Below are 12,892 nucleotides of genomic sequence, written 5' to 3' on the forward strand. Positions count from 1 at the left end.
GGAGCGGATCGCCAGCAGCTCGGCCAGCTGCTCGTCGGCGTTGATGTAGCTCACGTCCAGGATGCGGGTGGCCGGGTGCAGGCCGTGGGCGCGCATCTCCTGGGTGTAGCTCTGCAGCTGGAGCATCTGGGCGACCTTGGGCTTGGCCACGAAGGTCCCCTTGCCCTGGATGCGCAGCAGCCGCCCCTCGACCACCATCTCGGTCAGCGCCTGGCGCACCGTGGTGCGGGAGGTGCCGAACTGCGCGGCCAGGGCGCGCTCGGGAGGCACCGGGTTGCCCGCCGGCATGGTCTCGATCAGCTCCAGGAGCTGTTTCTTGACCTGGTAGTACTTGGGGACCCGGGGGTCCTCCCGGACCGTTCGCTGACCCGTCACGCCTGCTCTCCTCCACCCGCCGTCGCGGTGCACCTGGCCCTACTGGTGTGGACCACTGGTCGAGTACGTCCATCGAGTATGCCCGTACTCGTGGGATGATCTGTGTGTGCCTCACCTCAGCGACCTCATCCGACGCTATACGTCGCTCAAGACCGCGGACCTGGAGTGGCTGCACTCCCTGGTCTCGGACTGGCAGCTGCTGGCCGACCTGTCCTTCGCCGACCTGGTGCTGTGGGTGCGCCTGCGGGACGGCACCGGCTGGGTCGCCGTCTCCCAGATGCGCCCCACCACCGGCCCCACCGCCTTCCAGGACGACCTGGTGGAGGCGGTGCTCCCGGACCCCGCGGACGACGGCGCCGACGAGGGCGAGCGCACCCGCACGGCCGCGCGCCTGGCGCTGATCGACCGCGCCTGGAACGAGGAGCGGATCTGCCGCGAGGGCGACCCGGACTGGTCGGGCGGGGTGCCGGTGCGCGAGGAGACCATCCCGGTCCGCCGGCAGGGCAAGCTCATCGGGGTGATCCAGCGCAGCACCAACCTCAGCTCGGCCCGCACGCCCAGCCGACTGGAGCTGACCTACCTGCAGAGCGCCAGCGACCTGGCGCAGATGATCGCCGAGGGCGCCTTCCCCTTCAGCGACCAGGGGCCGCTGATGGTGCGCTCCCCGCGGGTCGGTGACGGGCTGCTGCGCCTGGACCGCGACGGGGAGGTCGTCTACGCCAGCCCCAACGCGCTGTCGGCCTACCGCCGCCTGGGCCTGACCGCCGACCTGGTGGGCGCCCGGCTGGCCCGCACCACCCTGGACCTGGCCGCCGCCGGGGACGCCCGGGACGAGTCGCTGACCTGGACCGCGGGCGGCCGCGTGCCCCAGGAGTCGGAGGTGGAGGCGCGCGGCTCCACCGTGCAGCTGCGCTCCATCCCGCTGATCACCGAGGGCGTGCGGATCGGCGCCCTGGTGATGGTGCGCGACGTCACCGAGCTGCGCCGCCGCGAGCGCGAGCTGATGACCAAGGACGCCACCATCCGGGAGATCCACCACCGGGTGAAGAACAACCTGCAGACGGTGGCGGCGCTGCTGCGGCTGCAGTCCCGCCGCCTGGACAGCACCGAGGGGCAGGCCGCCCTGGACGAGGCGGTGCGCCGGGTCGGCTCGATCGCGATCGTGCACGAGATGCTCTCGCACACCCCCGACGAGATCGTCGACTTCGACGACATCGCCGACCGGGTGATCGAGATGGCGGCGGAGGTCTCCTCCACCGAGGCGCACGTGACGCCGCGCCGGGTGGGCCACTTCGGGCTGCTCTCGGCGCTGGTGGCCACCCCGCTGTCGATGGTCCTCACCGAGCTGGTGCAGAACGCGGTGGAGCACGGGCTGAGCTACGGCCCCGGCGCGATAGAGGTGCGGGTGCGCCGCGAGGACGCCCTGCCCGGGGCCGAGGAGGCGGTCGGCCGGCTGATCATCGAGGTCACCGACGACGGCGGCGGGCTGCCGATCGACTTCGACATCGCGGGCAGCAACAGCCTGGGGCTGCAGATCGTGCGCACGCTGGTGGTGGCCGAGCTCGGCGGGCACCTGGAGATCAAGCCGCGCGACGACGGGGGCACCGCCGTGGTCATCGAGCTGCCCATCGACCCCACCGCCGAACAGGCGTCCTGAGCGTTCTCCGGCGGTAGGGGGGACCCCGCGTGCGGGCGCGCGGGGCGGGGTGCCAGGATGGCTCCAAGCGGTCGCGGCCGTCGGCGGCGGCCGCGGTGGCGGCGGGTGTCCGCGTCCCCGGCGCACGGGCGGGCGGCAGGGCCCGGCGCATTCCCGCGGCGTCCGAACGGCCCGGTGGACGGGCGGCGGATCCGGGGAGGTACGGGGGAGCGGAGACAGGGCCGTGGGCGCGCCCGGGGGAGCGCCTCGGCGGCGGAAGGAGAGGCTAGACCCCGGCGCGGACGGCGGGGCGGACCCGGCGACGGCGGAGCGAACGGCGCTCCTCCTCGCTCATCCCGCCCCACACGCCGCCGTCCTGGCCGGTCTCCAGCGCCCACTGCAGGCAGGCGCTCGACACCGGGCAGGCGGCGCACACGGACTTGGCCTCTTCGATCTGGATGAGCGCGGGGCCGGAGTCACCGATGGGGAAGAACAGTTCGGGATCTTCGTCACGGCAGGCGGCGTGGTGGCGCCAGTCCATGCGGATCAACTCCTCACAGCGAGGCGTGCGGGGGCGTGCGGTTCGTGAACGCGTTCACGATGTCGGCGATGGGCGCGGGGCACACCCTTGTCGCCCCGGTCCTTAGGGCACGCGCCCGACGGGACAGTGCACCGGTACGGCCCTCGGCCGGGGGTGGGACTACTGCCCGTTCCGACCACGGAACCGTCCGTTTTACTCGCCCGTAACGTGCGGCGACATGTTGAGCCTGTCAGGGTTGTCGGACCCGCGCAAGAGTGCTCGAGGGCGATCGGCACAGGCCGCGGTGTCGCGTGCGTCACAGAATGACCGCGAATGACCTCACACGATGATTCGTAATGCCTTCGGTACGGAGTGGAAATCGATCCGATCCCGCGTGCCGAGATACTCCCCGTCGATCTGGAACGGGCGCGGGTGCTCCGAGGAGATCGTGAGCGATTCGAGGTCGTGCCACGTGGTATAGCCGCGCCCCGTGGCCGGCACCCCCGAGGGGGACAGCATCCGCCCCAGGACCCGCGCCGTGACCGCCGGGTTCAGCGCGCTCATCCCGAAGGCGTCCAGCCCCAGCCGGAAGCGTGACCGCGGGGTGGGCTGCACCGGCACCGCGCCCGCGAACGTCCACGGTGTGGTATTGGTGACCAGCGCGAAGTGCAGCCCGGAGACCGTCGGGCGGCCCGGCGCGCGCACCCGCAGGGAGGGGTCGCGGGTCTCGCCCCGCAGGAACTTGTTCAGCGCCACCCCGCCGTAGAGCGCCGGCGAGGCGCGGCGTCCGCGGCGGCGCCGCCGCTCGACCTCCTGGACCACGTCGGCGTCCCAGCCGAACCCGGCGCAGAAGGTGAAGTAGCGGTCGTCGCGCCCGGAGGAGATCCGGCCCAGCCCCACCTCGCGGGAGGAGCCCGAGCGCAGCGCCTCCAGCACCGCGCCGGTGGCCTCCACCGGGTCGTTGGGTATGCCCAGGGCGCGGATGAAGACGTTGGCGCTGCCGCCGGGCAGCGCGGCGTAGCTCGGGCGGGGCAGGTCGGCGGGGGTGCGCAGCAGCCCGTTGACCACCTCGTTGACGGTTCCGTCCCCGCCCAGGCTCACCACCAGGTCGAAGCCCTCGCCGGCGGCGTCGCGCGCCATCTCGCCGGCGTGGTCGCGGTACTCGGTCTGGGCCACGTGCAGCTCGACGTGGCGGGCGATGGCCCCGACGATGACGTCGCGCGAGCGCGGCGTGGTGGTGGTCGCCTGCGGGTTGACGATGAAGAGCGCTCGCACGCGGCCAGTGTAGCGAGGCCCTGCGACTCCGGGGGTCCGGGGACGCACTCGGGGCACCTGCGGGTGCGGGGGCTTCGGGGGAGGGCCGCGCGGCGGTGCCCCGAGGTCGCCCCCGAGGCCGCCCCGAGGCGGGGTGCGCCGGGCGGCCGATAGTGTGGAACGTGTACAACCGCCCGGTCACCCTTCTGCTCGCCGCCGCCCTGCAGGCCGTCGTCGCCCTGCTCGTGGTCTTCGAGAGCGGCACCCTGGTCCTGCGCACGGTCGCCGGCGAGGTCGCCGACCCCTCGTTCGCCTACCCGCTGGCCGTCTTCGGACTCGTCGTCGCAGGCGTGCTCGGGTTCGTGGCCTGGGGGCTGGTGATGCTGCGCCCGTGGGCGCGCACGCCGGTGGTCCTCACCCAGATCTTCATGCTGATCGTCGCCTACTCCATGTACGAGGCCGACCGGATGTCCGTCAGCGTGGGCATGGTGGCCGTCGCGGTCGCCGCCATCGGACTGGTGCTGGCACCCGCGACCACCGCGGTCCTCTTCCCCGGGGAGAACACGGACGGGCACGGCGCGCAGAGCGGTCGGAGCGGCCGGAGCGGATAGTTCGGCCGGAGCGCGTAGAGCGGCCGAGCCGGAGAACTCGCGGCGGCCGAGCCGACGTTCACGGGGCGCGGCGGGGGGGGGGGGGGGTGCCGCCGAGTGCAACACCGTTGCGTTGGGGCCGTGCAGGTCCTGTCGCGAGGGCGGGGCCCCGGGTAGTCCCTGTGGTGTCGCCCCATGGGACGGGCACTCCGGAGGCCCCGTTGCCGATCGGGTCCGCCACCACCGGCCCCACTCCGCCCCCGACGTCTACGCCCCCGGCCACCTGGGCGAGCCGACCCGGATCATCGACCCCGACCCGGTCGATGCGGTGCTCCAGGACACCGGCGCCCGCGGGAGAAGAGGCGGCGCCCGCTGCCCGCGCGCACGGTGGTCTACTGATCGAGGGCGGATGGGGTGACACCGGGACCGGAAGCCGAACGCAACGGTGCTGCCGACGAGTGGTGCGTCCTCCGTCCTCCCGAGCCGGCGGCGGTGCCGATCCTGGAGTCGGGCGCCGACGCCCCCGGGTGCCCCGGTCGGAGGCACCCCTGGGCGTGAAGGGCCCCACCGCTCCGGTGGGCGCGACGGGAGGCGAGGAGCCCCGCGCCGTGCGGCGCGGGGCTCCTCATCGTTTCAACGCTCCCGCCGGTCCGTCCGGCGGGCGGGGCCCTACTCGTCGGTGGTCAGCGCCTGGCGCAGCTGGGCCAGCGTGCGGGCCAGCAGGCGCGAGACGTGCATCTGGGAGATGCCCAGCTCCTGGGCGATCTGCGACTGCGTCATGTTGCCGAAGAACCGCAGCAGCAGGATGCGCTTCTCCCTCGGCGGCAGCTGCTCCAGCAGGGGCTTGAGCGACTCGCGGTACTCCACGCCCTCCAGGGAGTCGTCCACGATGCCGAGCGAGTCGGCGACCGCCGGGGCGTCCTCGTCCCCGCTGTCGGGCGCGTCGAGGGAGACCGTGGAGTAGGCGTTGGCCGACTCCAGGCCCTCCAGGACCTCCTCCTCGCTCATCCCCAGGTGCTCGGCCAGCTCGTGCACGGTGGGCGCGCGGCCCTCCCGCTGCGACAGGTCGCTGACCGCCTTGGTCAGGGAGAGCTTGAGCTCCTGCAGGCGCCGGGGCACGCGCACGGCCCAGCCCTTGTCACGGAAGTGGCGCTTGATCTCGCCGACGATGGTCGGGGTGGCGTAGGTGGAGAACTCCACCCCGCGGTCCAGGTCGAACCGGTCGATCGACTTGATCAGCCCGATGGTGGCGACCTGGGTCAGGTCGTCGAGCCATTCCCCGCGGTTGCGGAAGCGCCGGGCGAGGTACTCGACGAGCGGCAGGTGCAGCTCCACGAGTTCGTCGCGGATGCGCTGGCGCTCCGGGGAGTCCTCGGGAAGCTCGCTCAGGCGCTCGAACAACTCTCGTGCGCGGGCCCGGTCCGGCACCGCGTGCTCCGTCTTCGCCGTCAGAGCGGGCCCCCTCTCGCTCACGCCGTCTCCACCGCGCCGCGGCGTTTGTGCAGGACGATGGAGACGCGGTCGTCGGGCCCGGCCACGGTGTCGACCTCCCCGGCCAGGGCGGAGAGCACCGTCCAGGCGAAGGTGTCGCGGGCCGGGAGCCGGCCGTCCGCGGTCAGCACCGAGACGCTGATCCGCATGCCGTCGCCGGTGAGTTCGAATTCGCAGGTCAGATCGGTGCCGGGGAGGGCCTGGGCGAGCAGCATCGCGCAGGCCTCGTCGACCCCGATGCGCAGGTCCTCGATCTCGTCGAGGGTGAAGTCCAGGCGGGCGGCCAGGCCGGCCGTCGCGGTGCGCAGCACGGACAGGTAGGCGCTGTCGGCCGGCATCTTCACCGTGACGGCGTCGCGTACGTCCATGGCGCCCGAGACGGGCGCGGCGGTTTCTTCGGTCACGTCCCTCCTCCGGGAAGCGAGTGTGCCGCTTGAGTGCAATCTATCGTGTTTCCCGCCGGGGTGGCGGCACACGGCCGGTGCCGTGTCCGCCGGGCGGGCAGGTCGAAACGGGGCGAACCGGACGGATCGGCGGTGTGTCCGCGCGCCCGGATCCCGCTCGACCCGGAGAACGCGGTGGTCGGCTGCGTATTCGGACGGGTACGGGGAATCGGGAATGCTCTCGGGGACGCCCCGCGCGCCCCTGGAGCCCCGCCGCCCGCCCCGGGGGACGGGAGCACCCCTGCCGGTCCTAGTCCCCGCCGCCCAGGCGCCCCAGCGCCTCGCCGTCGAGCCGGTGGACCGTCCACCCGTCCATGGGCTCGGCGCCCAGCGAGCGGTAGAACTCGATGGAGGGCGTGTTCCAGTCCAGCACCGACCACTCCAGGCGCCGGTAACCGCGCTCGACGCACAGCCGCGCCAGCTCGGTCAGCAGCGCCTTGCCCAGGCCGCGGCCGCGCATCTCCGGGCGGACGTACAGGTCCTCCAGGTAGATGCCGTGCCTGCCGGTCCACGTGGAGAAGTTCAGGAACCACAGGGCGAAGCCGACGGCCTCGCCGTCCGCCTCGGCGATGTGCGCGTGGGCGGCCGCGCCCTCGCCGAAGAGCGCGCGCTCGATGTCGGCCTCGGTGGCCTCGACGGCGTCCGGCTCGCGCTCGTACTCGGCGAGCTCGCGGATCAGCTTCAGGATCACCGGGACGTCGTCCGGGCGCGCGGGGCGGATCAATGGCACTCCTCGTCGCAGGCAGGGGGACCCACGCTACCGCCCGGTACCCGGGCGGCCGACCGGATCCGCCCCAGAGCCGCGGCCGTGACCCGGGCCCGGGCCGCCTTCGGCGCCCTGGCCGGCGCCCTGGCCGTCGGCAGAGGGCCGGAGGCCGCCCACCGCCGCCGGACAGGAGGGGACGGCCCCTGCAGGGGCCGTCCCGGACGCTCGCCCCTGAACGCGCCGTACCCGGGCGCCCGGTTCCGAGCGCCCGGGCCCAGGCGCGTCAGAGCACCTTGGACAGGAACGCCTGGGTGCGCTCGTGCTGCGGGTCGGAGAGCACCGCCCTGGGGTCCCCCGACTCCACCACCACGCCGCCGTCCATGAACACCAGGCTGTCGCCGACCTCGCGGGCGAAGCCCATCTCGTGGGTCACCACGACCATGGTCATGCCCTCGCGGGCGAGGTCCTTCATCACGTCCAGCACCTCGCCCACCAGCTCCGGGTCCAGGGCGCTGGTCGGCTCGTCGAACAGCATCAGCCGCGGGCGCATGGCCAGGGCCCGGGCGATCGCCACCCGCTGCTGCTGGCCGCCGGAGAGCTGGCGCGGGAAGGCGGCGGCCTTGTCCGCCAGCCCCACCTTGTCCAGCAGCTCCATGGCCGTCTCCCGGGCCCGCCCGCGCGGCTCGCGCTTGACCCGGAGCGGGGCCTCGACCACGTTGCCCAGCACCGACATGTGCGGGAACAGGTTGAAGGCCTGGAACACCATGCCGATGTCCCGGCGCTGCGCGGCCACCTGGGAGTCGCGCAGCTCGTGCAGCCGGCCGCGGTGCTGGCGGTAGCCCATCAGGCGCCCGTTCACCCACAGCCGTCCGGCGTTGATCTTCTCCAGGTGGTTGATGCACCGCAGGAAGGTCGACTTGCCCGAACCCGAGGGGCCGACCACGCACATCACCTCGCCGCGGCGCACCTGCAGGTCGATGCCGCGCAGTACCTCCAGCCGCCCGAAGCTCTTGTGCACGTCCTCGGCCAGGACCATCACGTCCTCGCCGGGGGCCTGCGGCAGGGCCCCGGCGCCCCCGGNAATGTCCCGCCTTGCTCTGCATGGTCGTCACTTCGGCCTGCGCGGTCCGGTCGCCCCGGTTGAAGGAGCGCTCCAGGTAGTACTGCCCCACCATCAGCAGGCTGGTGATGGCCAGGTACCACAGGCAGGCGGCCACCAGCATCGGGAACAGGTCGAAGGTGCGGTTGCCGATGGCCTGGAGCTGGAAGAACAGCTCGGTCGTCAGCGGGATCGCCGACACCAGCGAGGTGTCCTTCAGCATCGCGGTGACCTCGTTGCCGGTGGGCGGCACGATCACCCGCAGCGCCTGGGGCAGGGTGACGCGCCGCAGGATCAGCCCGCGGCCCATGCCCAGCGCCTGGGCGGCCTCGGTCTGGCCCTTGTCCACCGACAGCAGCCCGGCCCGGACGATCTCGGCCATGTAGGCGCCCTGCGACAGGGCCAGCGCCAGCAGCGCCGCCATGAACGGGGTCAGGACCTCGTTCATCGGGACGCTGTAGAAGCGGGCGTCCCCGTCCAGGCCCAGCAGCGGCATCCAGTAGGTGTCGAAGGGCAGCCCCAGCTCCAGGTTCTGGTACAGGATGCCCATGTTGCCGAAGAGCACGCACAGCACCAGGCGCGGCACGGCGCGGAAGAACCACGTGTACAGCCAGGCCAGTCCCGCGAGGACGGGGTTGCCCGACAGCCGCATCACCGCCACCGCGATGCCGATGGAGATGCCCACCGCCATGGCCAGCACGGTGAGCTTCAGCGTGGTCCACACGCCGTAGAGCACCGGCGGGGAGAACATGTTCTCCACCAGGAACGGCCAGTTGAACTTGTCGTTCGTCACCAGCATGTGGACGAACATGGCCGCCAGGACCAGGAGCACGCCCGAGGCGATCCAGCGGCCGGGGTGGCGGACGGGCACGGCCTTGATCGGCTCGGGCGCCGTCCGCTCCTCGGTCGGGTCGGATGGGGTCGGTGTGTTCACGCGGCGCCTTATTCGTCGTCGACGTCGGGGTTGACCTCTGCGGACTCGACCATGCCCTGGGTGTCCAGGTCCCAGTCGGCCAGCACCTGCTCGTAGGTGCCGTCGTCGATGATCGCCTGGTAGCCGGCCCGGATCGCCTCGGCCAGCTCCTCGTTCTCCTTGTCGACGACCGCGCCGTAGGGGGCCGCCTCGTACTGCTCGCCCAGCGTCTCCAGCTGGCCGTCGGTCTGCTCCACGGCGTAGACCGCCACCGGCATGTCGGCCAGCCCGGCGTCGCTCTTGCCGGACACGATCGACTGGGTGGCCTGGTCCTGGCGCTCGTACTGGTCGATCTGGATCGCCGGGTCGCCGGCCTCCTCGCAGGCGTCGCTGCGCTCCTGGATGTCCTCGACCTGGACGGTGTTGGCCTGCACGGCCACGGTCAGCCCGCACGCGTCGTCGGGGTCGACGCCCTCCGGGTTGCCCGCGGCGGTGAACCACTGGGTGCCCACGGTGTAGTAGCTCACCATGTTCACCTGCTTGAGGCGCTCGGCGTTGATGGTGAACGAGGACACGCCCACGTCGTACTTGCCGCTGTCAACACCCTCGACGATGGTGCCGAAGGTGGAGGACTCCCAGGCGGTGTCCAGGTCCATCTTGGCCGCGACCGCGTCGAACAGGTCGACGTTGAAGCCGACCACGGTGGAGCCGTCGGCGTCCAGGAACTCGCCCGGGGCGTAGCTGGCGTCGACGCCGATGGTCAGCGAGCCCTCCTCCCGGACGTCGTCGGGGACGAGGTCGGCCACGTCCTGGTCCGCCTCGACCTCGGGGGCGCCGCCGCCGGCGTCGCCCTCCTCCTCCGGGGCGCCGCCCCCGCAGGCGGAGGCGGCCAGGGTCGCGGCCGCGGCTCCCGCGGCGAGCAGGCCTCTGGCGCGGAAGGGGGTCATGGGGGAGCTCGTCGGCGAGGCCACGTGGGTCTCCTTAGGGCCGGGGGCGCGGGGCGCCCGGACTTGGCTGCGCTACCGGCCGCGCCCTGGCGGCGTCGGCCGGGGTCCTCCGGCCTCCGGCCGAGGGCGCGGGGCGTACCATCGTCGCCACCCGGCATGTTGCTCCGGTCACCGTTGTGAGATGATTGGGTAACGGGTCACCCCCGTGGACGAGGCGGCGCTTGGCCTGCATACCGGCCGAGCGGAGGCCGGCTCGAACGCCCCGGTCCTGGCCGGCCGGAGGCGGAGCCGTCCCCTAGCACCCATGGCCTCCGCGCGCCGTCCACCTGCTCACCCGCCCGCCCGTGTCATGGCCGACCGGCGGGCTCCGATGTACTGAGGGGTTTGAGAGTTGACCACCGATTCGCCGCGCGAGCGGCATAGCGAGTTCGATTCCGATCCGGCCTTCGCCCTGCACCGGGGCGGCAAGCTGGAGGTCCGGTCCACGGTCGACGTGAGCGACCACGCCGGGCTGTCCCTGGCCTACACCCCCGGCGTGGCGCGTGTGTGCAGCGGCATCGCCGAATCCCCCGAGCTCGTCGATTCCTACACCTGGAAGAGCAACCTCGTCGCGGTCGTCACCGACGGCTCGGCCGTGCTGGGCCTGGGCGACATCGGCCCCGAGGCCTCGCTCCCGGTCATGGAGGGCAAGTCGCTGCTGTTCAAGCAGTTCGGCGGGGTCGACTCGGTGCCGATCGCGCTCAACTGCACCGACGTCGACGACCTGGTGGAGACGGTGGCCCGGATGGCGCCGTCCTTCGGCGGGATCAACCTGGAGGACATCTCCGCCCCGCGCTGCTTCGAGGTCGAGCGGCGGCTGCGGGAGCGGCTGGACATCCCGGTCTTCCACGACGACCAGCACGGCACCGCCATCGTCACGGTGGCCGCGCTGCGCAATGCGGCCCGGCTGACCGGGCGCACCCTGGGCGACCTGCGCGCCGTGGTCTCCGGCGCGGGGGCGGCCGGCGTGGCGGTCACCAAGATGCTCGTGGAGGGCGGGATCGGCGACATCGCCGTGGCCGACAGCAAGGGCATGATCTACGCCGGCCGCGAGGGCCTGACCCCGGTCAAGGAGGAGCTGGCGGCGGTCAGCAACCGCGCCGGGCTCGAGGGGTCCATCGAGAACGCGCTCTCCGGCGCGGACGTGTTCATCGGGCTCTCGGCGGGCGAGGTGCCCGAGGACGTCGTGGCCACGATGGCGCCCCAGGCGATCATCTGCGCCATGGCCAACCCCAACCCGGAGGTCCACCCGGACGTGGCGCGCAAGTACGCCGCTGTCGTGGCCACCGGGCGCAGCGACTTCCCCAACCAGATCAACAACGTCCTGGCGTTCCCGGGCGTCTTCCGGGGCGCGCTGGACGCGGGCGCCTCCGACATCACCGAGGGCATGAAGCTCGCGGCCGCCGACGCCCTGGCGGACCTGGTCGGCGACGACCTGAGCGCCGACTACATCATCCCCAGCACCTTCGACGAGCGGGTCGTGCCCGCGGTCTCGGCCGCGGTGGCGGCCCAGGCCCGCAAGGACGGGGTGGCCGGCGCCTGAGGCCGGCGCCCGGGGCCGGTGTAGTCGCCCCGTCATCGTGCGTGACGGATCCGGGGCGGGGTCGTCCGCCCCGGATCCGTGCCCGCCGCCCCCGCGGCGTGTGCCGCCCGCGGGCGGCCGCGCGGTGCGCCCCCGGCCTGTCGGGCCCTCGGGGCGGACTCCAGGGGAGTCCCGTGCTACAGCCGTCCTCCGGACGCGGCCTCCACGAAGGCCGCCCAGGCGGCGTGGCCGAAGGCCAGCACCGCCCCCTGCGGGTCGCGGGAGTCCCGCAGCCACGTACCCGCCGGCGCGTCCGCCACCTCGACGCACTGGCCGCCGCCGGTACTGCTGTGGCTGCTGGTCCGCCAGCGGGCGTGCGGGGGGAGCTGTGGATCGATCGCGGGCATGCCGCGCCTCCTCGTCTTGCGGTTCACTCGTCGTCCTGCGCCCGCGCCCGCATGGTGCGCTCCATCTCCGCCAGGACCCGGCGGGTCCTTTCCGGGTTCAGCGCGGCGGTGCGCAGGTGCTCGAAGGCCACCGTGTAGAAGTGCACCTCCTTGGCCTTTTCTATATAGAGGCTGCTCGTCAGGTTCTCCAAATGGACGAGTTTGGGGGTGTGGATATCGGATTCGGGGAACTCGAGGATGTCGAATGCCCCGTCGAGTCCGGAATGCACCCCTATTCCGAAGGGGACGACCTGAACGGTGACCCGGTTCCTGCGCCCGGCCTCCAGGAGATGGCCGATCTGGTCGGCCATGACCGCGGGCCCGCCGACCGGGCGGTGCAGCACCGATTCGTCCAGCACCACCCACACGTGGGGCAGTGCCGCGTGCTCGGAGAAGAGCAGCTCCCGGCGCCGGATCCGCAGCTCCACCCGGCGTTCGACCTCGTCGGGGGCGACCGAGGCGGGGTGGGCCTCCAGCAGGGCGCGGGCGTAGTCCTCGGTCTGGAACAGTCCCGGGACGATCTGCGCCTGGTAGAAGCGCAGCACCGCCGCCTCCGGCTCCAGGCCCAGGTAGACCTCGAAGCGCTCGGGCATGACGTCGCCGTACACGTGCCACCAGCCGCGCCGCCGCGACTCCCGGGCCAGCGTGACCAGCGTGGTGCGCAGGGCCGAGTCCTCGACCTTGTAGAGGTCGAGCAGGTCGCGCACGTCGTCGGAGTTGGTGGCGACCTGCCCCCGCTCGATCCGGGAGAGCTTGCTGCCCGACCAGGCCATGCGTTCCGCCGCCTCTTCTCCGGTCATTCCGGAGTTCTCGCGCAGACGGCGCAATTCAACGCCCAGCCGGCGCCGCCGGGCCGTGGGGCTGTTGGAAGCGGGCAAGGTGACCTCCTGGCTGAGGGGAGTGCCGAAAGG

General features: G+C 72.7%; 13 protein-coding genes and 1 pseudogene. 3 read left to right on the forward strand and 11 right to left on the reverse strand.

Annotated features, from left to right (window positions below; all coding sequences use genetic code 11):
* A partial coding sequence (locus D450_RS0117375) for a GntR family transcriptional regulator (RefSeq protein WP_017539924.1) occupies positions 1-375 on the reverse strand: 375 nt, incomplete at its 3' end.
* A gap of 106 nt (positions 376-481) precedes the next feature.
* Between D450_RS0117375 and D450_RS0117380 the strand changes: the two genes are divergently transcribed.
* Positions 482-2,032 carry a sensor histidine kinase gene (locus D450_RS0117380; protein ID WP_017539925.1) on the forward strand — a complete coding sequence of 517 codons (1,551 nt, stop codon included), beginning with the start codon at positions 482-484 and terminating at the stop codon, positions 2,030-2,032.
* A 265-nt stretch (positions 2,033-2,297) separates the two neighbouring features.
* Here D450_RS0117380 and D450_RS0117385 read toward each other — a convergent pair whose 3' ends face one another.
* Together D450_RS0117385 and D450_RS0117390 are read right to left on the reverse strand one after the other, a co-directional pair.
* Positions 2,298-2,552, reverse strand: coding sequence for a WhiB family transcriptional regulator (locus D450_RS0117385; RefSeq protein WP_017539926.1), 255 nt, complete (start codon positions 2,550-2,552; stop codon positions 2,298-2,300).
* 318 nt (positions 2,553-2,870) lie between these two features.
* Positions 2,871-3,806 (reverse strand): diacylglycerol/lipid kinase family protein, encoded by a 936-nt coding sequence (locus tag D450_RS0117390; RefSeq protein WP_017539927.1) that lies wholly within the window; start codon positions 3,804-3,806, stop codon positions 2,871-2,873.
* 161 nt (positions 3,807-3,967) lie between these two features.
* Between D450_RS0117390 and D450_RS0117395 the strand changes: the two genes are divergently transcribed.
* Positions 3,968-4,396 (forward strand): hypothetical protein, encoded by a 429-nt coding sequence (locus D450_RS0117395; RefSeq protein WP_017539928.1) that lies wholly within the window; start codon positions 3,968-3,970, stop codon positions 4,394-4,396.
* Between the two features lie 648 nt (positions 4,397-5,044).
* Here D450_RS0117395 and D450_RS0117400 read toward each other — a convergent pair.
* The 6 genes and pseudogenes from D450_RS0117400 to D450_RS0117430 form a co-directional block, all read right to left on the reverse strand.
* Complete coding sequence (locus tag D450_RS0117400; RefSeq protein WP_192826431.1) at positions 5,045-5,803, reverse strand: RNA polymerase sigma factor SigF; 759 nt, start codon at positions 5,801-5,803, stop codon at positions 5,045-5,047.
* Between the two features lie 41 nt (positions 5,804-5,844).
* Positions 5,845-6,270 (reverse strand): ATP-binding protein, encoded by a 426-nt coding sequence (locus D450_RS0117405; RefSeq protein WP_017539930.1) that lies wholly within the window; start codon positions 6,268-6,270, stop codon positions 5,845-5,847.
* A 289-nt stretch (positions 6,271-6,559) separates the two neighbouring features.
* Positions 6,560-7,033 (reverse strand): GNAT family N-acetyltransferase, encoded by a 474-nt coding sequence (locus D450_RS0117410; protein ID WP_017539931.1) that lies wholly within the window; start codon positions 7,031-7,033, stop codon positions 6,560-6,562.
* A 265-nt stretch (positions 7,034-7,298) separates the two neighbouring features.
* Positions 7,299-8,051 (reverse strand): amino acid ABC transporter ATP-binding protein, encoded by a 753-nt coding sequence (locus D450_RS0117415; RefSeq protein WP_017539932.1) that lies wholly within the window; start codon positions 8,049-8,051, stop codon positions 7,299-7,301.
* Positions 8,052-8,142: 91 nt separating this feature from the next.
* Positions 8,143-9,048, reverse strand: a pseudogene (locus tag D450_RS32585) (amino acid ABC transporter permease); the annotation flags it as partial.
* Between the two features lie 8 nt (positions 9,049-9,056).
* On the reverse strand, positions 9,057-9,974 hold the full coding sequence (locus D450_RS0117430; protein WP_017539935.1) for an ABC transporter substrate-binding protein: 918 nt from the start codon (positions 9,972-9,974) through the stop codon (positions 9,057-9,059).
* A gap of 391 nt (positions 9,975-10,365) precedes the next feature.
* Between D450_RS0117430 and D450_RS0117435 the strand changes: the two genes are divergently transcribed.
* On the forward strand, positions 10,366-11,556 hold the full coding sequence (locus D450_RS0117435; RefSeq protein ID WP_017539936.1) for an NAD(P)-dependent malic enzyme: 1,191 nt from the start codon (positions 10,366-10,368) through the stop codon (positions 11,554-11,556).
* A 176-nt stretch (positions 11,557-11,732) separates the two neighbouring features.
* Here the strand turns inward: D450_RS0117435 and D450_RS0117440 are convergent, their stop codons facing one another.
* Complete coding sequence (locus D450_RS0117440) at positions 11,733-11,942, reverse strand: DUF397 domain-containing protein (protein WP_017539937.1); 210 nt, start codon at positions 11,940-11,942, stop codon at positions 11,733-11,735.
* A 23-nt stretch (positions 11,943-11,965) separates the two neighbouring features.
* Entirely contained in the window at positions 11,966-12,859 is an 894-nt protein-coding gene (locus D450_RS0117445) for a helix-turn-helix domain-containing protein (protein ID WP_083932686.1), read from the reverse strand.
* Positions 12,860-12,892: the final 33 nt, after the last annotated feature.

The organism is Nocardiopsis halophila DSM 44494 (genome assembly GCF_000341245.1).
Lineage (GTDB): Bacteria > Actinomycetota > Actinomycetes > Streptosporangiales > Streptosporangiaceae > Nocardiopsis_A > Nocardiopsis_A halophila.

What these genes read in the sequence shown, in the direction of transcription:
- D450_RS0117415 (WP_017539932.1), bottom strand. Translation starts at nt 8,051, where the DNA reads ATGGTCCTGGCCGAGGACGTGCACAAGAGCTTCGGGCGGCTGGAGGTA.
- D450_RS0117385 (WP_017539926.1), bottom strand. Translation starts at nt 2,552, where the DNA reads ATGGACTGGCGCCACCACGCCGCCTGCCGTGACGAAGATCCCGAACTG.
- D450_RS0117440 (WP_017539937.1), bottom strand. Translation starts at nt 11,942, where the DNA reads ATGCCCGCGATCGATCCACAGCTCCCCCCGCACGCCCGCTGGCGGACC.
- D450_RS0117430 (WP_017539935.1), bottom strand. Translation starts at nt 9,974, where the DNA reads ATGACCCCCTTCCGCGCCAGAGGCCTGCTCGCCGCGGGAGCCGCGGCC.